The sequence below is a fragment of the Rhodococcus sp. NPDC056516 genome (assembly GCF_042794655.1).
GTDB lineage: Bacteria > Actinomycetota > Actinomycetes > Mycobacteriales > Mycobacteriaceae > Rhodococcus_F.
This window is the reverse complement of sequence record NZ_JBHTTG010000001.1, coordinates 220,361-241,669: the sequence shown is the minus strand read 5'-3', so window position 1 is coordinate 241,669 and position 21,309 is coordinate 220,361. Positions and strand designations below refer to the sequence as shown.

Here is a 21,309-nt window from a genome sequence, read left to right as displayed (position 1 = left end):
CGCACCGCTCCCGCGACCGCTTGGCCGGGTACCTCGCCGTAGCGCTCGTCTGTGTTCTCACTCTCCTCCTGTCTGTCAGCAGTGCAGCGGGTCTCGATCGTGAAGTGGCTCCCGTACGCATCGCATACGCCGCGGCCGCAGACACGTTCGGCGATCTGTATCTTCCAACCGGATCCGACGGCGACCTGCCGGTCGTTGTCCTCATCCACGGCGGCGGCTGGGCTCAGAAAAGCAATCTCGAGTACGCGGGTGCGTGGGCAAAAACCTTGACCCCGTACGGAATTGCGGTCTGGAACATCGAATACAGGCGTGTAGGTGGTCAGGGCGGTTGGCCGACCACGCTCTCCGATACGGTTGCGGCTACCAACGCCCTGGCCGGCGTTGTTCAGGAAAGAGCTTCCGGGCGACTGGATTTGAGCCGTGTACACATCGCCGGCTACTCCGCGGGTGGACAGCTAGCCGCATGGGTCGCGTCGCGATCACAGCAGAGTGCAGACGCTCCGGAACCGGACCTCACCGTGCCCGTTCGCTCGGCAACGATCATGGCCGGCGTCTTCGACATGACGCTCGCCGCAACCGCTGGCAAAGATCGATTTGTTCGAAATCTTCTGGGCGGCATGCCCGTCGACCATCCGGACCGTTACCGCATCGCATCACCGATCGAACACCTCCCCACCGGCCTCCCTGTCACGGCGATCCACGGACTCGGCGACAAGGTCGTCTCGATCGAACAGAGCCGACGCTATACCCGTGCCGCCCGAGCAGCAGGCGATGCGGTCGACCTGATCGAACTACCCGGAGTCGGCCACGGCGAATTCGGGAACCCGACCACCAACGCCTGGGCTATCACCAAGCAAGCAATACTCGACCACGTAAATGGCTCTTGAGCAGGTAAAAGCACCCGCTGTGATCACGATCGCCCGATAAAGAATTAGCTGAAACCGCATTGATGACGTACGGTGGGGTAATCAGAGGGCAGCCGTCAGTCAGGCAGCCGGTCGCTTCGCCCGGAACTAAGGTTCCAGTATTCGTTCCAGGGCAGACTTCCAGTTCGGTGCAAATCCGCGCCTTTGATCACTACGCACTTTCATCAGTCCCGCAGATTGTTGACCAGGCCGAAGGCTCCGACGGAGTCCGCCGCCAATCGCGTACCGACTGCACCAGTATCAACATGCGCTACACACTGCACGGGCCTAAAACCCGTGCAGTTCAAAGGAATACCTTGATCAACACCATGATTCACCCCGACAACACGAACAACCAGACGAACAGCAACTCGACAAACGGTCTACGGATCCCGACAACTTCGGGCCGGATCCGCGAGCGCGGGATCGAAATCGTCTGCACCCTCTACCGTTGCAGCTCCGACGAAGCTGCCGACCTGCTGGTCCGACATTCTCAGACCAACAACCTCAAGGTCACCAGCCTGATCAAGGCGCTTGTCGCCCTGATCGACGAGGACACGTCCGGCACCGGCTATGGAAGCGATAACGCACTGGCGTCTCACTTCTGGCTGCGTGAGATCAGGAATCTCAGTCAGGCACACCGACGCAGCGATCACTTTCATCGCCATCTCGTCGGCGCGTAACCGGCCCTGAAGGACAGCTGAACGACAGCTGGGGCAGTACACGGAAATCGTGTACTGCCCCAGCTTTGTGTTTTCAGTTGACAGGAAGCCGACCCTTGGCAGTCAGGCGGAAGCCGATTCCTTGTTCAGGCCCTGCGGTGCACCGTCGGTATCGGTCGCCTCGTCCACATGCTGCGGAGCGAAGAGCAGGCAGACGATGCTCAGGATGCACATGCCGATCAGCAGTGCGATGACCGGCCAGATGCTGCCGGTTGCCTTGTACATCAGCGTCGACACCAGCGGAGACAATCCGCCGAAGATCGCGCCGGCGCCCTGGTACGCCAACGAGATGCTCGTGTAGCGAGCCTGCGGCTTGAACATCTGCGACAGAACAGCGGCGATCGGACCGTACGTGGCAGCCAGCACCAGTCGCATGACGGCGAAGGTCAGGAAGATCAGGAACACGGATCCGGACTTCAGCACCAGGAACTGCGGTGCTGCGAGTATTGCGACCGCGGCAAGACCCCAGATGACGACGCGGACGCGTCCCACCTTGTCGCCGAGCCACGCCACTCCGAGAGTCGCGATCAACTCGACCACTGCCGCGACACTGAGCGCGTTGAGAATCAACGTCTCGGACAACCCGACATCGGGGTCGGTTGCGTACGCCGTGATGAAGGTCGTCACGAGGTAGTAGCCGCCGACTGCGACGGGCAGAATGCCGATGCCCAGGATGATCGGGCGCCAGTTGGTCACCAACGCGTACTTGAGCGGCAGCATTTCCGGTACGTCTGCGGACTTCACCTCGGACTCGAAAACCGGGGACTCTTCGACCTTCAGGCGAACGACCAAGCCGACGAGAATCAACAGCGCCGAGCAGAGGAACGGCAGACGCCACGCCCACTCGCGCAGAGCGTCGTCGCCGAAGGTGGAGAGAATGCTGAAGAAACCGGTGGCTAGAAGCGCGCCGGCGGGGTTGCCCAGCTGGGCGAATCCGCCGTAGAAGGTCTTCTTGTCCTCGGGAGCATGCTCGACGGCCATCAGGACGGCACCGCCCCATTCGCCGCCGACGGCAAAGCCCTGGACGAAGCGAAGAACAACCAGAAGCAACGGCGCCCAGAACCCGATCGACGCGTAGGTGGGCAACATGCCGATGAGGAATGTTCCTGCGCCCATCAGCGTCAAAGTCACGACAAGGGCGGTGCGCCTGCCCATCTTGTCACCGACATGGCCGAACACGATTCCGCCGAGCGGGCGAGCGAAGAAGCCGACGGCGTACGTCGCGAACGCCGCAGCAACACCGGTCAGGCGGTCGGTTCCGGGCGGGAAGAAGATGTCACCGAATACCAGCGCGGCTGCCGTGGCATAGACGTAGAAGTCGTACCACTCGATAGTTGTACCGACGAAGGCTGCAAATCCCGCCTTGCGGGCCTTCACGATCTGTTGCTCTCGGTTCATTACTTTTCCTCGGTGGTCGAAGTGCTCGACAATAGGTGGTTATGACCTGAATGTGCGAGTTCGCCGTCGATCCAGGTCTCCCGGACATCGATCTGCGCAATCGCGTCGGCCGGAACCTCGAGAGGATCCGCGCCCAGAATGACGAAGTCGGCCCGCTTGCCCACCGAGATGCTGCCCAGTTCTGCTTCACGGCCCAGCGCACGCGCACCGTTGAGCGTGTGAGCCTGCAGTGCCTGGTCGGCGGTGATGCGGAGTGCATCCGAGCCGAGCTGATGGCCCTGACGCGTCACACGGGTGACGGCAGCCTGAATCGCTTCGAGCGGCTTGGGCTCGGCGACCGGTGCGTCGGAGCTGATGGTCACGGGAACCTCGGCAGCGATGAACTCGCCGAGCGGGTTGAACCGCTCACCCGGAGTCCCGATCGCAGCGGTGACGCCCTCGCCCCAGTTGTAGTAATGCTGCGGCTGGTTCACCGGGTAGACACCGGCCAGGTTCATCCGGGCGATCTGCTCGGCCGTCGGGAGTCCGCAATGCTCGATGCGGTGACGCGCGTCGGCGTCAGGGTGAGCCTTCTGCGCAGCTTCGATGGCATCGAGCACCATGTCGATGGCCGTCGGCGACTGAGCGTGCGTGGCGGTCTGCAGACCCACCGAGTGTGCCTTGGCAATCAGCTCCGAGTAGTCCGCCGGCTCGTGGTAGAGCTGCCCGGTGCGGCACGGGTCGCCCACGTATCCGTCGGGGAAGTACGCGGTCCAGCCACCGAGAGTGCCGTCGGCGTAGAACTTGATGCCGCCGAACGCGAGCTTGGAATTTCCGAAGGCGCCGTGCATTCCCGTGTCGATGACGTGATCGAGGAGGTGGCTGAGCATGTACATGGAGACGCGGGTCTTGAGCTGATCCTGCTCGGCCAGACGCAGGTACATGTCGAATTCACGACGGGTCACCTGGCAGTCACCGATGGTGGTGACGCCGCCGGCCAGGAACTTGTCCTGAGCGACGGACAGCTGGCGAAGGTGCTCTTCGGGCTCGTCCTCGAGATGGAAGTTGGGTCCGTGATGACCGACCTTCACTCCGTTGACGCCGGTGAGAATGTTGCACGCGGCGTCGGACAGCTCGCCCGTGAGCTCGCCGTCCGAATCTCGGAAGAACTCGCCACCGGCCGGGTTCTCGGTGCTCGCATCGATGCCGTGCTTGTCGAAGGTGAATGAGTTGACGACGCCACCGTGACCGCTCGCGTTCATGAGGTAGACCTCGCGATCGGTGGCGACCTGATCGAGCTCTTCCTTGAGCGGATGACGCCCTTCGATCAGGTTGCGGTGCTCGTAGCCGTATCCGCGAATCGGGACACCCGCAGGTGCTGTGAGTGCCGCTTCCTGAAGCAGCGCAATGATTCCGGGGATCGAGTGAGCCTTCTCCGGACCGCAGTCCACCCAGCTGAGCATCTGCCCGTACATGAGCGGGTGTGCGTGCGGATCGACGAAGCCGGGGACGACGGTGGCACCGTCGAGTTCGACCACCGCGATTGTGCGAGTGCTCAGGCGACGCGCCTCGGTGCGGCATTCCTCGAGTGTTCCCACCGCTGCAAAGCGGTTTCCGAACACCAGGAACGCTTCGGCTCCCGCCGTGCTGTCGTCAACGGTGTGAATCTTGGCGCCGGTGAAGATCGTGGCGGTGGCGTCGAGCGGCGAGGCTTCGTGCGTGTGCAACTTGCGCATGGTGGTCCTTCGTCGAGATGGTGGTGCAGGTCACTGCGTGTTGAGCGAAAACTACGCCCTGACCTGGAGCTATGCAATGCATCAAAGTTTCAGACCAGGTGGCATACAACTTTTTTGTAGTGGTTTTCGAGCATTTCTGCACTTATCCGCATCATTCATGGCCACATGCGACTGTTCTAATAGGAAGCGGGTACAGAAAAATCTCTGGAAAAGTTGGGACATCCATGACCGTCGATCTCGATTCCAAGCTCATTGCCGCACTTCAGCGCAATGGGCGAGCGACATACCGCGAACTGTCCGCGGCGGTCGACGCACCACGCGCAGCGGTGTCCACCAGAGTGCAGGCACTGCTCGACTCGGGAACTGTGTCCGTGGTTGCGGTCGCGCATCCCGAACTTCTCGGATTGAAGGCACTCGCACACGTCTCGATCGCCGTGTCCGGACCGATGACCCCCGTACTGAACGCGTTGATCGAGTCCGAGGCCGCCGTCTACATCTCGGCAGTCAGCGGGCAGTACAACGTGATTGCGGAACTTCGGGTGCCCGGTCACGACGATCTGTATCGCGCCATCGCCGAACTCCGCTCACAGCGGGGCGTTCGATCCGTGAGCACGCTGGTCTACGTCGACGTCATCAAGGGAATCTTCATGCCCGAGAGCGCTTTACAAGCCGACATCCGACTCGACTCGACGGATGTCGCGTTGATCGAACTACTCGAACACAACGGGCGCATGCCATTTCTCGAGCTCGCCGAACACACCGGTCTGTCGCCGAGTGCCGTACGCAACCGCGTCAATCACCTGATCGCGAGCACGGCACTTCGCGTCGGAGCCGTCGTCAAGCGGCGAGGCGGTGGCCGGACATTGGCGATGGGCATCGGCGTCAACCTGGGCTCACGGGACGACAACGCGGTGTCGGAGATCGAGTCGCTGCCCGGAATCGAGTTCCTCGCCCGAACCCTGGGGCGGTACGACGTGATCGCGACCGTTGCCGCCAACTCCTCCAACGACCTTCATGCCCTGTCCGAGCGAATCCGCGGGATCGACGGTGTCAGCGGCTTGGAATCCTGGGCACATCTCGAGGTGTTCAAAGAGCACTACGCCCGCAGCCTGGACGTACGGGGATAGTTCGCAAGTCATTGACCCACTTATGGAAGCACGCTAGCCTCGGACAAGTCATTGACCCACTTACCCAAGGTTGCATACATGTCCGATTCCGGACGCAAGGTAGACACTGTCGCCGCGACGATCGAGGAGGCCATCGCCTCCGGACTATGGCCCGTCGGATCAAAACTCCCACCGGAGACCGCACTGGTCGATGAATTGGGAGTCGCCCGAAACACCATGCGCGAGGCGGTACGGGCGCTTGCACATGCCGGAGTTCTGTCCGTTCGCCACGGCGGCGGCGTGTACGTGACGGCGGCGTCGCCGGTCGAAGGACTACTCGGGCGCAGACTCGCCAGAGGCGACGTTCTCGACGTACTGAGCTTGCGACGCGGACTCGAGGTCGAAGCCGCACGGCTCGCAGCGCAGCGCCGCACCCCCGAAGACCTCGCACGGATCCACGCGGCGTGGAACGCACACCCCGATCACGCCGGCAGCTCCGGCACGACCGAAGCCGTTATGGCCCTGCACCTTTCGATCGTCGAGGCTTCGCATAACTCCGCACTGATCGACGTCTATCGGGGAGTCCTCGCCGCCGTATCGGATTCACTGTCCGCTGTGAGCATCGGTCCGGGATTCCACGTCGGCGAGCATCGACCCTTGATCGCAGCTATCGAGGAACGGAACCCCGACGAAGCAGCACGCGCGGCAGGCGCAGCGCTCGATACGGTCATCGACGCAATCGAGAGGAGCTTGTCGTGAATCGGGGAACCTGGAACGGTGCAACGTATTCGACTCTTGCCGAACAACTCTCACCGGCATCGCTGGAGGCACTGCGCTCGATCGGACACGTGAGCACGGTGTACGACGTCTGCGCCGGAACCGGAAACTTTGCGCTCCCGGCGGCCCAGGGCGGCATGACGGTCCACGCACTCGACCTCTCCGCCAGCCAGCTCGAGGTCGCGCGCGAACGCTGGATTCCCCGCCCCGGCATCACTGAACCCACCTTCACGATCGGCGATGCACAGTCCTTGCCGTGGCCGGATTCGAGCGCCGACGCCTGCGTCAGCATCTTCGGGATCATCTTCTGTCCCGATCCCGCGATCGCTCTCGCAGAAATGATGCGGGTGACCAGGCCAGGCGGAAAGATCTGCGTCGCAACGTGGTCGGAGAACGGGTGGGCAGTAGCACTCCGCAGAGAAGCAGCCTCAGCATGGAAAGGCATCACACCGCTACCGACGACGTGGGCGCGCTCGAGCGAATTCGAGAAGGCAGCAGCTGGATTGGAGTCGGTGAGCTCGTCCTCTCATGTGCTCGAGTGGCAACTATCAGCCGGGTCGGATCCCATAGAGGAACTGTGCGACCAGGCACCGGCATTGCAGAATTTTCGCGAGGCAGTCAGAGAAACAGGAAGCTGGGCTTCGATGTCCGCTCACCTGCGCTCGACGCTTGCGCCCTATCTCAGGTCGAGCGCAACCGGACCCGTCGCCACCAGTGAATACGTCCTGCACGTCGGGACTGTCCCGAACCCTAGGACCGCGCCCCTTCGAACGCGCGGGTAACCCGTGGGGCCGGATACGGTCTCTTCACCGTCCACCGACCCGAAGAGGCCCGCTCGATGTCCGAATCGAACTCCCTGCCCGAATTGAAGCAAGCGTCGCAGCAAGCATCGAAACAAACCTTGTCCATGACCGTCCTCATGACGCCGGACATGTCCAATTTCTCGGGCAACGTTCACGGCGGAACGATTCTGAAGTTCCTCGACCAGGTTGCCTACGCGTGCGCGAGTCGATACGCCCAGACGTACGTCGTGACCCTGTCCGTGGATCGTGTGGTGTTTCGCGAGCCGGTGCACGTCGGTGAACTTGTCACCTTCACCGCTTCCGTCAATTACACCGGGCGCACGTCGATGGAAATCGGAATACGCGTCGAAACCGAAGACATCCTTCTCGGAAAATCTCGACATACCAACAGTTGTTACTTCACGATGGTGGCAATGGGCAGCGACGGAAAACCCGCTGAGGTACCCCAACTCCGACCGACCGGAACAATCGCGAGGCAACGGTTCGAGGCCGGGCGTCGGCGCCGTGAGCTGCGAAGGGAGAACGAACTGCGGGAACAGTCCATCCGGGCCGCAGTTCGGGACCTAACGCCCGAACACGATGACTGAATATTGCAAGCATTTAAGTTATAATCTTATGCATTAAACTGACCGGTGTGACTTCGAAAGCGCAAGACAAATATGACGTCGTGATTGTCGGCGCAAGCATTGCTGGATGCGCCGCCGCAATCATGTACGCCCAGCAAGGTCTGCGAACAGCGCTTCTCGACGCCCGCTCCGACGCCCGAGCCCACAAGGTCCTGTGCACTCACCATCTACAACCGTGCGGCGCCCCGATCCTGCAAAGGCTCGGCGCCACGGAAAAACTGCTCGCCCTGGGAATGGTGCAAACCGTTCCGAAGTTCTGGACTCCGTGGGGATGGATCACCCCTGACGCCACCGACGCCTCGTCGCCACCGGGATTCAATGTCCGAAGGGAGACGCTCGACCCGCTCCTGCGGCAACTCGCGAACGACTACCCGAACGTCGACCTTCTTCTCGGACATCGCGTTTCCGGGCTGCTGACCAAGAACGGCACCACGGCCGGCGTGTACGGAACCGCACAGGGCTCGGCCTTCACTCTCGAAGCGAACTTGACCGTCGGAGCGGACGGCAAGGATTCGACAGTCGCACGATCCGCGCGATGCGACTCGGAGACCGTGACAAACGGTCGCTTCAGCTACTTCGCCCAACTCTCCGGACTCGAACGACTCGACGGAGAATCTTCACTGTCGTGGTTCATGGATCCCGACGTCGCCTATCTGCTCCCCAACGACGGCGGGATCAGCGTGCTGGTCGTCTTCCCCGCCCTCGACAAACTTGATTCGTTCACTGACGACCTGTCTACCGCTTTCCTCGAATACGCCAACGCTTTACCCGGCGCTCCGCCGATTCGCCGCGAGCACATCGTCGGGAAGATCGTTGGTACCAAACACTTCTCCACAACCCTCACCGAACCGGTAGGTAACGGGTTCGCACTCATCGGCGACGCCGCGGCGACAAACGACCCGTTGTGGGGCATCGGATGCTCGTGGGCACTCGAGACCGCGCAGATGCTGGTCGACGCCACCGCGCAAGTACTGGCGGAGACGACGGCACACACACTCGATTCACATCGCAACATGAATGCTGCACTGACCGAATACCGCAGTGCCAGAGCGAGTATGACGAGTCACATCGACTATATGAGTGGTTACGCCGGTGGGCGAAAGTTCACCGTATTCGAACGTCTGCTCATCTCCGCGGCCACCCATGACCAAGGCGAAGCCCAAAGGTTCTACTTGTTCGGTTCCCGGTTGATACCTGCCGAGCAGTATCTCTCGGCTCGCTCGGTCGTTCGGGCAGCACAAAAACATCTCAGGCACCGTCTGCGTCGTGGATCTGTGGCCGGGACGTAATCTGCCAAGCGTTTTTTCGGCACCGGCAATGGGGAACCCTCCGATCGCAACCGAGCCGGAGGAGCGACCATGCGTGCACACATCGCCATTCCGAGTGAATCGACTTGTCACAGGTACGTAGTCGCTGTCGCCAGCTCCACCTTCGCCGAATCGGTGATCTGGTGCGACGGTCCCGCGTTCGACGCGGTGATCGTGCTGGGTAGCGAAATTCCGCAACACAGCGGCCACCGAGCGGTGCTCGCCTGGAATCACTACTTCGGGTGGGCTCTCGGTGTGGAAACCACACCGGATACGTCGTTCGCCGTTGTCGAATGCCTCGGTATCGGGAGAATGCCGGATCCGGAACTGTGCGCCGACCGCGCCGTCGAGTTGATTGCACAGGCGGGTAGTTAAGGAACTCGTCGCGCGGCGCTCAGTCCAGCGGGCATAAGATCGAGCGCGAGTTTCGCACGCCCGACGAAAGAGAGCCCGACATGGACGCGCTGAGCAGGCCTGCCGGTCAGTTGGCTCTCGAGAACGAACCGGACGGCAGGGCGACTTTGCGGGCGCGTCAGACACCCCGCAGCGAGCGTCGCAAGATCGGGAAAGGCCTGCGCAAGCGAGTGGCACGATCGTCGCTCGGCGATTGGACGCCACCACTCAACCGACGTGACCCGGTCGATCAAGTCAACACAGCACACGAGGGACGACTCGACTGGTTGGTTCCGATCCGTGTGGGACGCATGGTCGCTTCGCCTTACGGATTCCTGCGTGGTACTGCCGGATTGATGGCCGAGGACATGGCGCAGCTCCCGTCCACCGGCATCACACCCGTCATCTGCGGAGATGCACACGTCGGAAACTTCGGGTTCTACGGATCCCCGGAACGCGAACTTGTCATAGACCTCAACGATTTCGACGAAGCACATCCAGGCCCCTGGGAATGGGATTTGAGAAGGCTGGCCGCGAGCATCTGGGTGGCCGGTCGGCAGAACGGCCTCACCGAAGCTCAGTGCGAGACAGCAACAACCTCGTGTGTGTCCGCGTATCGCCTCCACCTGGCAAAGCTGTCCGAGCGTCCACTGTTCGATCGTTCATTCGACCGGGTCGATCTAGACGGACTCACCGATCACGTCACCGATCCCGGATTGCTGGCCGAGATCCGCCGCGCCGCGGAGCGGGCACGACGGCGTACGAGCGATCACGCGGTTCCCCGGTTCACCGTCGAGGACCACGGCCGACGCCAGCTACTCGAGAATCCCCCGCTCACAACACGACTCACCCGACAGGACACCGACTTCCTCCTGGAGGGTCTCGACGAGTATCTCGAAACCCTTGCACCACACTGGCGTCGAGTTGTCTCGGGTTACAACGTCATCGACGTGGCGCACCGAGTCGTCGGAGTCGGAAGCGTCGCCCTGCGAGCCTATGTCGCTCTGTGCGAAGGGAGCATCCCGGACGACGTCATCTTCTTGCAGCTCAAACAGGCTCGCAGATCCGTAGTTGCACCCTTCGTCCACGGCGACTCGGCCTGGCACGACCACCAAGGACGACGCGTCGCGGAATACCAGCAAGCACTCCAGACGGTCAGCGATCCACTGCTCGGTTGGTGCACCGTCGACGACCGCCAGTACTACGTCCGTCAGTTCCGGAACATGAAAGGTTCTGTGGACCTGAACAATATCGACGCAGCAGCGTTGACCGACTATGTCGCGATCTGCGGTCGCCTCCTGGCGAAGGGACACGCCCGAACCAGTGGCGCGTCACTGATTTCCGGTTACCTGGGAACCTCGGACGCGGTCGATACCGCCCTCACCCGGTTTGCTCGGCTTTACGCCGATCAGACCGAACGTGACCACGACGCCCTGTGTCGGGCGGTATCAGCGGGCACGATCGCCGCGGAGCCGGGAATCTGATCCCTCACGCCGCGACGATCCTGCCCTGCTCGAATTTCACTCCACCCCAGATTCCGGTCTGGCCAGTGGCAGAGGCGAATTCACGACATGAATCCGCAATCGGGCACCTGCTGCACACGTCGGTCGCGTAGGAATACCCCTCGGACGGAAAAGGGAACCAGCGGTCCGGCTCGGGGTCCCCTCTGCATTCCGCCTGCCACCACACCCGGTCGTCCGAAATCGGCAGAAGCTCAGCCAGATTCGAGATCTCGTCTGCGTACATCACTTGCTCCCTTCGGCCGTCACGTCCGACTCAATTCACGCCAGATCTTCTGCTGCACTTTCTCGATGCGCCGAGGTGCCTTTGGTTCCCACAGCAGCCGCATACCGGCCTCAGCCGGTGTGCGATCCGCCTTGCGCTGATTACAGGAACTGCAGCACGCCACCAGATTTCCCCACGTGTTCGGGCCGTTACGGCTTCGAGGCTGGACGTGGTCGATGGTTGTCGCCCGGGCGGCGCAGTACGCACATTGACGACCGTCCCGGTCGAAAACACCGGCAAAAGTGGCTCGACTGGAATCGGTGACCGTCACCCGGTGAGTAACGTACACGTACTCGGCGAGCAGAATCGTCCGAGGCAGTGGGATCTCGATGTGCTTGGAGCGCACCGGAAATACCGGGATCACGTCTTCGATGGACTGCGCGGAGCCGGTGGCGATCAGGACGACCGCCCGATCGGCGCTCACTTCACCGAGGTACTCGTACGTGGCGTTGAGTACGTGGACGGACCGGTTCATCCAACTGTGAGAGGCGGCGGGTGCGCGGGTCGGGTTCCGCATGAGAGTTCTCAGTTCGTGTCGAGGAGTGAAACTCCTGGACACGAAGGCGGGTCAGGAGCAAGTGCAAGAATTGGGGAACGGCATGTATTCAGCGCCACTCTGTTCCCCGAATGCGGGATGGGAAATGCCGCGGGGTGAGTGCCCGCGCAGGTGCAACGCTTGCTTCCAGTCGCGCATGCCTGTCCCCTTCCACTTCTTGTTCTCTTCACCGGCGATTGCCGGCGCCCATCATCACACGGAAGGCATCCTCAGCGATATCGATTTATCAGTCCGGAAGAGCCGTCCTGGAAATACCGCGGTTTGACGCCGGAACACGCGGCTTGATCGAATGAGCCATGACTTCGTCGTACATCGACCTTCGCTCGGACACCGTCACCAAGCCTGACGCGGAGATGCGCAAGGCAATGGCCGACGCAGAGGTCGGTGACGACGTCCTCGATCACGACCCGACCATGGCGGCGCTCGAGGAAGAAGTGGCGCACACTCTGGGGTTCACAGCCGCACTGTGGGTGCCGAGCGGATCGATGGGCAACCTGATTGCGCTGATGCTGCACCTTCGCCGCGGCGATCAGTTCCTGGCACCGGAGCACTCTCACGTCCTGGGTTCCGAATTGGGCACCGCCGCCTGGCTCGCCCAGGGAATGCCGATGGCCTTGCCTCACGACGGCGGACCCGGGCGTCCCAGCCCCGAGACCGTCGTGAAGGCGGCAGGCTCCCCCGGCCCGTATTTCACGTTGAACACCACGCTGCTCTGTCTCGAAAACACTCACAACTTCGCCGGCGGTGCCGTCATGAATCCGACCGAGTGGACGACGCTGGTCGACGCGGCGCGATCACGTGGCTTGAAGATTCACCTCGACGGCGCCCGTCTCTGGAATGCCGCTGCTGCACTCGATGTTTCACCCACCGAATTGACTTCCGGCGCCGATACCGTTCAGGTATGCCTGAGCAAGGGACTCGGTGCGCCGGTCGGCTCGATACTCGCCACATCACCCGAATTGATCACAGAAGCCCGAAGGATCCGCAAGATGCTCGGCGGCGGTGTTCGCCAGGGCGGAGTGCTGGCCGCAGCCGGCATCGTCGCGCTGCGCTCACAAGCTCGCCTCTCCGACGATCACGACAACGCGCAGCGCCTCGCATCGGGGCTTCGTGAACGCGGTTGGGCTGTCGACGAACCCGCCACCAACATCGTTCTCGCCGCAACACCCGATCCGTCGGCCACCGTTGCACAGCTCGCCGCTGTCGACGTCGGCGCGGTCACTGTTGCCGGGAAGGTTCGGTTCGTGACACATCGCGACGTGAGCACTGCCGACATCGACGCGGTTTTGTCCAGAGTAACCTTCTGAGCTACGCCACCAGGGGTTGAACCTCCTGCGCGACAAAGCGAATGAACTCGCGGACATCCGGCTCGTCAACAGTCGGTTGTAGTACCACGGTGGTAGCACCTGCTGCCGCCCATCGCCGTGCTGCTGCCGCGACTTCGGACGCGGTGCCCGCGACAATCGCATCCTCCGGCGACTCGCTACCGGACGCTGCGGCCTCGGCAAGGGCGCGCTCACGACCGCCGGAACCGAAAGCACAGATGACATAAACGACAACCTCGTGATCCGACGCCCCGATGTGAGCGATCGCCCGACGCACGCCGTCCGGGGTCGTCCCACCTGAGAGCACAGTGCCCTGCGCCAACTCGCCACTGAGCGCCAAAGTCTTTGGCCCCGTCGCACCGACGAGCAACTGCGGCACCTTCTCCGGTGGCCACGCCAGCGTGACGTCCGTGAGATTCACGTATCGACCGGACACCGTCACCGACTCACCGCAAAGTAGCCGCTCGACTGCTCCGAACTGCTCCCGCAGGAGAGTCAACGGCGATTCGGCTTTGGCCCCGATCTGCCGCATCCAACTCTGAACGCCGTGACCGAAGCCAACCCGCAGTCGATCCGGATGAACTCTGGCCAGCGCCGAAATCTCCATCGCCGTGATCGCGGTGTTGCGCATCGGGGTCGGCAGCACGCCGATCGCTACTCCCAGACGCTCACTTGCAGCCAATACAGCTGCAGCAGTGGCTATTCCTCCGCCGAAGAAGCAGTCTTCCCACAGCCAGACCTCACCGATACCGCACTCGTCGGCATACCTCGCATGGCTGACCAGGTCCTCCGGGGGCTGTTCCGGGCGCAGGACGACAGCAATCCGTGCGGTACTCATGCCGTCACCAGAAAAGCGGCGATCTCGTCGGCTGTTCGCCGGCCCTGTTCACGGCCGAGTTCAGCTGCCGGGCGCCTGGTTGTCGGCGAGAGCGAGTTCGTTCCGATCGCTTCCACGACGGCGTCGTCGGCGAAGATCGGCAGTACGCGCGCGGGCGCCAACACATCGATTTCTTCTCGTAGACTGCCGCCCAGCAGATTAGGGGCAGGGTCTGCCGCGGGTGAAAGAACCACGACTACATCGCAGTCGGCAGCCAGATGAACATTCGAGCCACTCGCCATTCCGCCGTCCATGTACCGGTGACCGTCGATCGTGACTACCGGCCACACCCCGGGGACAGCGCAACTCGCTCCGACTGCGTCGATCAGGTCGACGCCGGAGGCATTGCCGAACACCCTCAACTCACCGGTCTGCGCGTTGATCGCCGGGATGCGCAACTCCCGGTCGGGCCACAACCGATTGGGCAGCCGCGCCTCGATGACCGCACGACGCACGGCGGGTTCGACGGTGTCGGCTCTCATCGCTGCCTCGCCGAGCAAACGGAGCTGCTCGGCCCGGTCCTGCGATCCTGCAATCGCGTCGACGAACATCTGACCGAGTACCTCGACATCGACCTTCGGATCGATTTCGCCGGTCGCCTCCGCTGTTTGTGCGTCGAAAAGTTCTTGCAGTGTTGCACCGCCCGCAATCTGAGCGCTCACCGTGGAACCTGCGGACGTGCCGATCAACACGTCCGCTGTCAGCAGCGATGTTGCAGTGTCAGGCGATTTGTCCTGAACGCCCAACAGAAAACCGGTTTCCCAGGCGATTCCCGCAACGCCGCCGCCGGCAAGTACCAACCCCAATTTCACGCCGTCCACCTCTCGTCGATCGTGATCCGTGCCCGAAGTCGACGTTAGACCTACTCTGAAGTGATGTTCATGCGCAGCGCAAAGACATTTGTTCCCGACGCACTCCGCGGGTTGATCGCGTCCACCGACGACATCGCCTGGAATCCCGACCCTGGATATCTCACACGCGCGAGGCCGCTTCCTCGCGGACGGGTCGCACTCGTCTCCGGCGGCGGCTCCGGTCACGAACCCATGCACGCCGGATTCATCGGCGAAGGAATGCTCACGGCCGTCTGCCCGGGATTGGTCTTCAGCTCACCCAATGCACTTCAGATCCACGAGGGATCCCAGGCTGCCGACGCCGGCGGCGGCGTCCTTCACATCGTGAAGAACTACACCGGCGACGTGATGAACTTCGGTATCGCCCGAGAGTTGCTACGCGAGGACAAGATCGATACGGACGTCGTTCTGGTCGACGACGACGTCGCGACCGAACGCGCAGACGGCAGCGGCCCGGGGCGACGCGGTACTGCGGCAACCATCGTGGTGGAGAAGGTGTGCGGCGCATCCGCCGCCCGCGGTGACGACCTGGCCGAGGTGACCCGGATCGGACAACACGTCGCGCACTCCGCACGAAGCATGGCCGTCGCTCTTCACCCGTGCACTTTGCCGGGGGCTGACGAGCCGTCGTTCGACTTGCCGGCGGGTCAGATGGAACTCGGTATCGGCATCCACGGCGAACGCGGCACAGAACGCGTGGACGCCCTGCCCGCACCGGAATTGGTGCGGCGGCTGACGGACCCGATCATCAAGTCCCTGAGTCTCGCCGAAGGTGACCGCGTCATCGCCGTCGTCAACGGTCTCGGCGCCACCCACCCGCTGGAGTTGCAACTACTGTTCGCCGAACTCGGAGATTATCTGGACGAACAGGGAATTCACATCGAGCGGACATTGATCGGAACTTTTGTCACTGCATTGAACATGGCAGGCGCGTCCATCACTCTTGTTCGCACAGACAAAGAAATCCTCGAATTATGGGACGCACCAACAAAAGCGCCCGCCTGGCCGAATGCTATGGCGCGTGAGTACACCGGCATGGGCAAGCGCGAATCTTTCGGTCCCACATTCACACCCGACATCTCACGCACTGCCGAAAGCAGCTTCGTCGGCGGCTGGATTGCGGACTGGGCCGAGAAGGTACTGGAGCAGGAACCGGCCCTCACCGATCTCGACAGACGAGCGGGTGACGGTGATTTCGGGACCAACATGGTGGCCGCGCTGGATCAGCTCGACATCTCGGCGATCCGTGACACCTATTCCACTGCAACGATATTCGATGCGGTCTCACAGGCCTACCTCGGCCACGCCGGCGGTACCTCCGGCGCTTTGTTCGGCATCTGGTTCAGGCATTTCTTCCGCGTTGCCGCAGACTCGGTGGACTCCGAACTCGACCTCGGGGCGATCGCGGCTGCAGCGCGGGCGGGGCTCGACAACATCACCTCGCTCGGCGGCGCACGCGTCGGCGACAAGACGATGGTCGACGCGATAGTTCCGGCGGTCGAGTCGTTGGAGCAATCCGTGATCTCGGACGCCGATCGAGATGCTGCGCTGGCGAGCGCAGCGGAAGCCGCAGCGGCCGGGGCGGAGTCGACCGAAACCATGCTCGCAAACCGCGGACGTGCAAGTTATGTGGGCGAAGCCGCTCGCGGAGTGGTCGATCCGGGAGCGCTGCTCATAGCGTGGTTCTTCGCCAGTGCAGTGGGGCACTAGCGAGCACTTCGGGGCTGTGACTAATCTGGCAGCCACAGCACATCGTTTGTGACGACCCGTGGGCAAAAGCACCGGTCTCACACACCACACAGGAGCAGCCCATGCTGAGCACCATGCAAGACGCCCCCCTCTCCATTGCTCAACTTCTCCGCCACGGCGCCTCCGTTCACGGCGCCTCCGAGGTTGTCACGTGGACCGAGTCCGGCCCGCGCCGTGTGTCCTACGCTGACGTCGGCAAGCGCTGCGCACAGCTCGCGCACGCCCTGCGTGGGCTCGGCGTCGAGGGCGACGAGCGAGTCGCCACGTTCATGTGGAACAACTCCGAGCACCTCGAGGCGTACCTGGCGATCCCCTCGATGGGCGCTGTTCTCCACACGCTGAACATTCGTCTGTTCCCCGAGCAGTTGATCCACGTCGCCAATCACGCCGAGGACCGCGTGATCATCGTCGACCCGTCCCTGATTCCGCTTCTCTCTCCGCAGCTTCCGTCGCTGACGACCGTCAAGCACATCATCGTCACCGGCTCCTCCACTGCGGGACTCGAAGCTCCCGAAGGCGTGCAGGTTCACACCTACGAGGGCTTGATCGCCGATCAGCCCACCGAGTTCGACTGGCCCGAGGTCGACGAACTCAGCGCTGCTGCAATGTGTTACACATCCGGCACCACGGGTGACCCCAAGGGCGTCGTCTACTCCCACCGTTCGATCTACCTGCACTCCATGCAGGTCTGCATGAGCGACGGCCCCAACCTCGCCCAGGGCGATCGTGCGCTCGCCGTGGTGCCCCAGTTCCACGCCATGTCCTGGGGACTTCCCTACGCCGCGTTCATGATCGGCGCCTCGCTGATCATGCCCGACCGCTTCCTCCAGCCTGCCCCGTTGGCGGCGATCATCGCCAGCGAGAAACCGACGTTCGCCGCAGCCGTACCCACCATCTGGCAGGGCCTGCACCTCTACCTCGAGCAGAACCCTCAGGACATCTCCTCGATGCGTGAAGTTCTGATCGGTGGCTCCGCGGTACCGCCCGCCCTCATGCACGCATTCGAAGCCGATCACAACGTGTCCGTCCTGCACGCCTGGGGCATGACCGAAACTTCCCCGCTCGGATCCGTTGCCCGCCCGCCGGCCGGTGTCACCGGCGACGCGATGTGGAAGTACCGCTACTCGCAGGGTCGATTCCCGGCATCTGTCGAGGCACGTCTCATCGACGACGACGGCAAAGTTGTTGCACACGACGGAGTTTCCGTCGGAGAACTCGAAGTGCGTGGCCCTTGGATCACCGGGTCGTACTACGGCGTCGACGCGGAAGACAAGTTCAACGACGGCTGGCTCAAGACCGGCGACGTCGGATCCATCACGGCCGACGGCTTCCTGAGCCTGTCCGACCGCTCCAAGGACATCATCAAGTCCGGCGGCGAATGGATCTCCTCGGTCGACCTCGAGAACGCCGTCATGGGCCACCCCGACGTCACCGAAGCTGCCGTCATCGGCGTGCCGGACGAGAAGTGGGACGAGCGCCCGTTGGTTGCGGTTGTTCTTCGCGCTGGTTCCGAAACCACCATGTCCGAACTGCAACAGTATCTTTCGGACAAGGTTGCCAAGTGGCAGCTGCCCGAGAACTGGGCTGTGGTCCAGGAAGTCCCGAAGACGAGCGTCGGCAAGTTCGACAAGAAGCGCTTGCGGGCCGACTACCACGAGGGCGGACTCGAAGTCACGCGACTCTGACACGTATCAAATACTGAAGGCGGGCAACAGGTTTTCGACCTGTTGCCCGCCTTCGTTTACGGACGAGACACCCTACGGTCGATACCCGACCGTATGAAAAGCGATGTCGACGTACTTCTGCGCCAATTGCGACGGTGACATCGGACCGCCGGTCTGGAACCAACGCGGCAGTGACTGTGCCATACCGAGTATTGCCCGGACGGTCTCCTCGGTATCGGTGACCGAAAAATCACCTGACGCAACACCGTCGTCGACGATCCTGCGCATCAGCAACTCGAGCCGTTTACGGCTGGCGGCGTATCGGCTTCGGCTTTCCGGTGAGACATGCCGGATCTCGGTGTCCAATGCTGCATGCCGCGACCGGTGGGTCATGTAGAGAACAATCGCCTCCACCACCAAGGCAAAGCGTCGTACCGGATTCTCACCGGCCTCCGCTTCTGCCGCTTCGGTTCTGGTATTCAGTTCGCTCATCGAGATCTCGAACAAAGCGACCAGAACCGCCTCCTTGTTCGCGTGGTGATAGTAGAGCGCGGGAACGGTTACCCCGACGCGATTTGCAATCTGTCGCACCGTCGTACCGTGGTAACCGTTCTCGTCGAACAGCTCGAGCGAAGCCGTCAGGATGTCGGTCATCACCAGCGGCGGGAAGGACCTCCAGTCCACTGCCACCGAATTCACAGACTCCACCTCACCAGCCATGAAATACCCGAAATTAACGCGGTGCCATACGGATTGCGCCGTCGAGGCGGATCGTCTCACCGTTGAGCATGGGGTTGGAGACGATGTGCGCAGCAAGAGCGCCGTACTCGCTGGGATCACCCAGGCGTGAGGGGTGAGGCACCTGCTGACCCAACGACGCCTGGGCCGCTTCGGGCAGTCCGGCCAGCAACGGGGTCTTGAACAGGCCGGGTGCAATGGTGTTGACGCGGATCAGCAGCGACGCGAGGTCGCGGGCGATCGGGAGCGTCATACCGACGACGCCGCCCTTCGACGCGGAGTACGCAGCCTGCCCGATCTGGCCGTCGTACGCTGCGACAGAGGCGGTGTTGATGATGACGCCGCGTTCACCGTCGATGGGTTCGGTCTTCGAAATACGCTCCGCAGCAAGACGAAGGACGTTGAAGGTGCCGATCAGGTTGACGTCGATGACCTTCTTGAAAGCGTCGAGCGGGAAGGCACCCTTCTTGCTGACCGTCTTGACTGCGTTGCCGATTCCGGCGCAGTTGACTGCCACGCGCAGGGGTCCGAGGGACTCGGCCACGTCGAGTGCAGCGGTGACCGCGGCCTCGTCGGTGACATCTGCGGCCGCGAAGCGGACCCGGTCGCCGAGTTCCTTGGCGATGGCTTCACCGTTCGACGACGGCAGGTCGATGATGACGACGCTGGCGCCGTCGGCAAGAAGGGCTTTGGTGGTGGCCAGGCCGAGGCCGGATGCTCCACCGGTGACGACGGCGACGCTGTCGTTGACGATCATGAGAGTTCCTTTCGAAAGGTTATGTGTTTCAGATGCGTTCGATGATGGTGGCGTTGGCCATGCCGGCGCCCTCGCACATGGTCTGCAGACCGTAGCGTCCGCCGGTGGCCTCGAGGTGGTTGACCATCGTGGTCAGCAGGCGTGTACCCGAGGACCCCAGGGCGTGGCCGAGAGCAATGGCGCCGCCCCACGGATTGAGCTTTGCCGGGTCGGCACCGAACTCGTGAGCCCAGGCGAGCGGCACGGGAGCAAACGCCTCGTTGACCTCGTACGTGTCGATGTCGTCGATGCTCAGGCCGGCGCGAGCGAGCACCTTGTGGGTCGCCGGGATGGGCGCGGTGAGCATGAAGATCGGGTCGTCGCCCGCGACGGAGAAGGAATGGAAGCGTGCTCGCGGGGTCAGCCCCAACTTCGACGCCATTTCTTCGCTCATGATCAGTGCCGCGGATGCGCCGTCGGTGAGCGGCGACGAGTTACCGGGAGTGATCGACCACTGTGCCTCAGGGAAACGCTGCGCGTACTTCTCCGAGTAGAACGACGGCTTCAAGCCGGCGAGGCCCTCGGCGGTAGTGGACGCGCGAACCGTCTCGTCGACGGTGTGCGAGACCGTCTCACCGGCGGCGTCGATCACCGAGATCGGCAGGATCTCCTTGTCGAAGAGCCCCTTCGCCGCTGCCTCCGCTGCCCGCTGGTGGGACTGCGCAGCGAATGCGTCGAGAGCCTCGCGGTCGAACTTCCACTTCGCGGCGATCAACTCCGCGGAGATGCCCTGATTGACCAGGCCTTCGGGGTAGCGAGCCGCGACGCCCGGACCGGAAGCGTCCTTCCCCATCGTCGTAGTGCCCATCGGGACACGACTCATCGACTCGACGCCTGCCGCGATCACGATGTCGTATGCACCGGCGATCACGCCCTGCGCGGCAAAGTGCGCAGCCTGCTGACTTGATCCGCACTGGCGATCGATCGTGGTGGCGGGTACCGACTCGGGGAATCCGGCCGAGAGGACCGCGCTGCGGGTGATGTTGAGAGCCTGCTCACCGGCCTGTCCGACGCAACCGCCGATAACGTCGTCCACCAGGGCGGGGTCCAGGCCGTTTCGATCGACGATGGAACGAAGAACATGGGCCATCAGTTCGACAGGGTGCGTCCCGGACAGTGCTCCGCCCGGCTTGCCCTTGCCTGATGCGATCCGGACTACATCGACGATCACTGCCTTGGTCATCTTCGTTCCCTTCGAGGACGTGTACTGCTGGGG

Annotated in this window: 21 protein-coding genes; 12 read left to right on the top strand and 9 right to left on the bottom strand. The window is 62.7% G+C overall.

Features of this window, described 5'->3' with window-relative positions:
* The first annotated feature begins 20 nt into the window (after nt 1-20).
* Nucleotides 21-887, top strand: a complete 867-nt coding sequence (locus tag ACFQ6Y_RS01080; RefSeq protein WP_378627964.1) for an alpha/beta hydrolase family protein — start codon at nt 21-23, stop codon at nt 885-887.
* Nucleotides 888-1,222: 335 nt separating this feature from the next.
* Nucleotides 1,223-1,588, top strand: coding sequence for an antar domain protein (locus tag ACFQ6Y_RS01075; RefSeq protein ID WP_378627961.1), 366 nt, complete (start codon nt 1,223-1,225; stop codon nt 1,586-1,588).
* Nucleotides 1,589-1,690: 102 nt separating this feature from the next.
* On the opposite strand, the gene ACFQ6Y_RS01070 is transcribed toward ACFQ6Y_RS01075, so the two are convergent.
* A complete protein-coding gene (locus ACFQ6Y_RS01070; RefSeq protein WP_378530652.1) occupies nt 1,691-3,025 on the bottom strand; it encodes an MFS transporter in 1,335 nt (444 codons plus the stop codon).
* Nucleotides 3,025-4,740 (bottom strand): amidohydrolase, encoded by a 1,716-nt coding sequence (locus ACFQ6Y_RS01065; RefSeq protein WP_378541792.1) that lies wholly within the window; start codon nt 4,738-4,740, stop codon nt 3,025-3,027. Before ACFQ6Y_RS01065 ends, ACFQ6Y_RS01070 begins: the two co-directional genes overlap by 1 nt.
* A gap of 224 nt (nt 4,741-4,964) precedes the next feature.
* On the opposite strand from ACFQ6Y_RS01065, the gene ACFQ6Y_RS01060 reads away from it, so the two are divergent.
* The 7 genes from ACFQ6Y_RS01060 to ACFQ6Y_RS01030 all read left to right on the top strand — a co-directional run bounded on the left by ACFQ6Y_RS01060 (nt 4,965) and on the right by ACFQ6Y_RS01030 (nt 11,236).
* Nucleotides 4,965-5,867, top strand: a complete 903-nt coding sequence (locus ACFQ6Y_RS01060; RefSeq protein WP_378530649.1) for an Lrp/AsnC family transcriptional regulator — start codon at nt 4,965-4,967, stop codon at nt 5,865-5,867.
* A 78-nt stretch (nt 5,868-5,945) separates the two neighbouring features.
* Nucleotides 5,946-6,605, top strand: coding sequence for a FadR/GntR family transcriptional regulator (locus ACFQ6Y_RS01055; RefSeq protein ID WP_378627957.1), 660 nt, complete (start codon nt 5,946-5,948; stop codon nt 6,603-6,605).
* Entirely contained in the window at nt 6,602-7,405 is an 804-nt protein-coding gene (locus ACFQ6Y_RS01050) for a class I SAM-dependent methyltransferase (protein ID WP_378627954.1), read from the top strand. The genes ACFQ6Y_RS01055 and ACFQ6Y_RS01050 overlap by 4 nt, the downstream gene beginning before the upstream one ends.
* 125 nt (nt 7,406-7,530) lie before the next feature.
* Entirely contained in the window at nt 7,531-8,013 is a 483-nt protein-coding gene (locus ACFQ6Y_RS01045) for an acyl-CoA thioesterase (RefSeq protein ID WP_372472416.1), read from the top strand.
* Between the two features lie 47 nt (nt 8,014-8,060).
* Nucleotides 8,061-9,341: an NAD(P)/FAD-dependent oxidoreductase gene (locus ACFQ6Y_RS01040; protein WP_378627951.1), complete on the top strand. Its 1,281-nt coding sequence runs from the start codon at nt 8,061-8,063 to the stop codon at nt 9,339-9,341.
* Between the two features lie 69 nt (nt 9,342-9,410).
* Nucleotides 9,411-9,734 carry a DUF6292 family protein gene (locus tag ACFQ6Y_RS01035; protein WP_283306201.1) on the top strand — a complete coding sequence of 108 codons (324 nt, stop codon included), beginning with the start codon at nt 9,411-9,413 and terminating at the stop codon, nt 9,732-9,734.
* An 80-nt stretch (nt 9,735-9,814) separates the two neighbouring features.
* Complete coding sequence (locus ACFQ6Y_RS01030; RefSeq protein WP_378627948.1) at nt 9,815-11,236, top strand: DUF2252 domain-containing protein; 1,422 nt, start codon at nt 9,815-9,817, stop codon at nt 11,234-11,236.
* A gap of 4 nt (nt 11,237-11,240) precedes the next feature.
* Here ACFQ6Y_RS01030 and ACFQ6Y_RS01025 read toward each other — a convergent pair whose 3' ends face one another.
* On the bottom strand, nt 11,241-11,498 hold the full coding sequence (locus tag ACFQ6Y_RS01025; RefSeq protein WP_378530640.1) for a WhiB family transcriptional regulator: 258 nt from the start codon (nt 11,496-11,498) through the stop codon (nt 11,241-11,243).
* 19 nt (nt 11,499-11,517) lie between these two features.
* Nucleotides 11,518-12,054: an HNH endonuclease gene (locus tag ACFQ6Y_RS01020; RefSeq protein WP_378627944.1), complete on the bottom strand. Its 537-nt coding sequence runs from the start codon at nt 12,052-12,054 to the stop codon at nt 11,518-11,520.
* A gap of 335 nt (nt 12,055-12,389) precedes the next feature.
* Between ACFQ6Y_RS01020 and ACFQ6Y_RS01015 the strand changes: the two genes are divergently transcribed.
* Complete coding sequence (locus tag ACFQ6Y_RS01015; protein WP_378627940.1) at nt 12,390-13,400, top strand: threonine aldolase family protein; 1,011 nt, start codon at nt 12,390-12,392, stop codon at nt 13,398-13,400.
* 1 nt (nt 13,401) lies between these two features.
* On the opposite strand, the gene ACFQ6Y_RS01010 is transcribed toward ACFQ6Y_RS01015, so the two are convergent.
* Nucleotides 13,402-14,256, bottom strand: coding sequence for an LLM class flavin-dependent oxidoreductase (locus tag ACFQ6Y_RS01010; protein WP_378627937.1), 855 nt, complete (start codon nt 14,254-14,256; stop codon nt 13,402-13,404).
* Complete coding sequence (locus ACFQ6Y_RS01005) at nt 14,253-15,116, bottom strand: patatin-like phospholipase family protein (protein ID WP_378627935.1); 864 nt, start codon at nt 15,114-15,116, stop codon at nt 14,253-14,255. Before ACFQ6Y_RS01005 ends, ACFQ6Y_RS01010 begins: the two co-directional genes overlap by 4 nt.
* A 54-nt stretch (nt 15,117-15,170) precedes the next feature.
* On the opposite strand from ACFQ6Y_RS01005, the gene ACFQ6Y_RS01000 reads away from it, so the two are divergent.
* Both ACFQ6Y_RS01000 and ACFQ6Y_RS00995 read left to right on the top strand, forming a co-directional pair.
* On the top strand, nt 15,171-16,856 hold the full coding sequence (locus tag ACFQ6Y_RS01000; protein WP_378627932.1) for a dihydroxyacetone kinase family protein: 1,686 nt from the start codon (nt 15,171-15,173) through the stop codon (nt 16,854-16,856).
* Nucleotides 16,857-16,957: 101 nt separating this feature from the next.
* Entirely contained in the window at nt 16,958-18,580 is a 1,623-nt protein-coding gene (locus ACFQ6Y_RS00995; RefSeq protein WP_366054722.1) for a long-chain fatty acid--CoA ligase, read from the top strand.
* Between the two features lie 72 nt (nt 18,581-18,652).
* On the opposite strand, the gene ACFQ6Y_RS00990 is transcribed toward ACFQ6Y_RS00995, so the two are convergent.
* From ACFQ6Y_RS00990 to ACFQ6Y_RS00980, 3 genes are read right to left on the bottom strand one after another with little or no spacing between them, the layout of a single operon-like run.
* Nucleotides 18,653-19,279 carry a TetR/AcrR family transcriptional regulator gene (locus ACFQ6Y_RS00990; RefSeq protein WP_378541772.1) on the bottom strand — a complete coding sequence of 209 codons (627 nt, stop codon included), beginning with the start codon at nt 19,277-19,279 and terminating at the stop codon, nt 18,653-18,655.
* A 13-nt stretch (nt 19,280-19,292) separates the two neighbouring features.
* Nucleotides 19,293-20,054 carry a 3-hydroxyacyl-CoA dehydrogenase gene (locus ACFQ6Y_RS00985; protein ID WP_003942978.1) on the bottom strand — a complete coding sequence of 254 codons (762 nt, stop codon included), beginning with the start codon at nt 20,052-20,054 and terminating at the stop codon, nt 19,293-19,295.
* A gap of 28 nt (nt 20,055-20,082) precedes the next feature.
* On the bottom strand, nt 20,083-21,276 hold the full coding sequence (locus ACFQ6Y_RS00980) for a thiolase family protein (protein ID WP_378530624.1): 1,194 nt from the start codon (nt 21,274-21,276) through the stop codon (nt 20,083-20,085).
* Between the last annotated feature and the right edge of the window lie 33 nt (nt 21,277-21,309).

Coding starts and splice junctions, on each gene's coding strand:
- ACFQ6Y_RS01070 (WP_378530652.1), bottom strand. CDS start 3,025: ATGAACCGAGAGCAACAGATCGTGAAGGCCCGCAAGGCGGGATTTGCA.
- ACFQ6Y_RS01065 (WP_378541792.1), bottom strand. CDS start 4,740: ATGCGCAAGTTGCACACGCACGAAGCCTCGCCGCTCGACGCCACCGCC.
- ACFQ6Y_RS01060 (WP_378530649.1), top strand. CDS start 4,965: ATGACCGTCGATCTCGATTCCAAGCTCATTGCCGCACTTCAGCGCAAT.
- ACFQ6Y_RS01055 (WP_378627957.1), top strand. CDS start 5,946: ATGTCCGATTCCGGACGCAAGGTAGACACTGTCGCCGCGACGATCGAG.
- ACFQ6Y_RS01045 (WP_372472416.1), top strand. CDS start 7,531: ATGACCGTCCTCATGACGCCGGACATGTCCAATTTCTCGGGCAACGTT.
- ACFQ6Y_RS01035 (WP_283306201.1), top strand. CDS start 9,411: ATGCGTGCACACATCGCCATTCCGAGTGAATCGACTTGTCACAGGTAC.
- ACFQ6Y_RS01030 (WP_378627948.1), top strand. CDS start 9,815: ATGGACGCGCTGAGCAGGCCTGCCGGTCAGTTGGCTCTCGAGAACGAA.
- ACFQ6Y_RS01025 (WP_378530640.1), bottom strand. CDS start 11,498: ATGTACGCAGACGAGATCTCGAATCTGGCTGAGCTTCTGCCGATTTCG.
- ACFQ6Y_RS01020 (WP_378627944.1), bottom strand. CDS start 12,054: ATGCGGAACCCGACCCGCGCACCCGCCGCCTCTCACAGTTGGATGAAC.
- ACFQ6Y_RS01015 (WP_378627940.1), top strand. CDS start 12,390: ATGACTTCGTCGTACATCGACCTTCGCTCGGACACCGTCACCAAGCCT.
- ACFQ6Y_RS01010 (WP_378627937.1), bottom strand. CDS start 14,256: ATGAGTACCGCACGGATTGCTGTCGTCCTGCGCCCGGAACAGCCCCCG.
- ACFQ6Y_RS01000 (WP_378627932.1), top strand. CDS start 15,171: ATGTTCATGCGCAGCGCAAAGACATTTGTTCCCGACGCACTCCGCGGG.
- ACFQ6Y_RS00995 (WP_366054722.1), top strand. CDS start 16,958: ATGCTGAGCACCATGCAAGACGCCCCCCTCTCCATTGCTCAACTTCTC.
- ACFQ6Y_RS00990 (WP_378541772.1), bottom strand. CDS start 19,279: ATGGCTGGTGAGGTGGAGTCTGTGAATTCGGTGGCAGTGGACTGGAGG.
- ACFQ6Y_RS00985 (WP_003942978.1), bottom strand. CDS start 20,054: ATGATCGTCAACGACAGCGTCGCCGTCGTCACCGGTGGAGCATCCGGC.
- ACFQ6Y_RS00980 (WP_378530624.1), bottom strand. CDS start 21,276: ATGACCAAGGCAGTGATCGTCGATGTAGTCCGGATCGCATCAGGCAAG.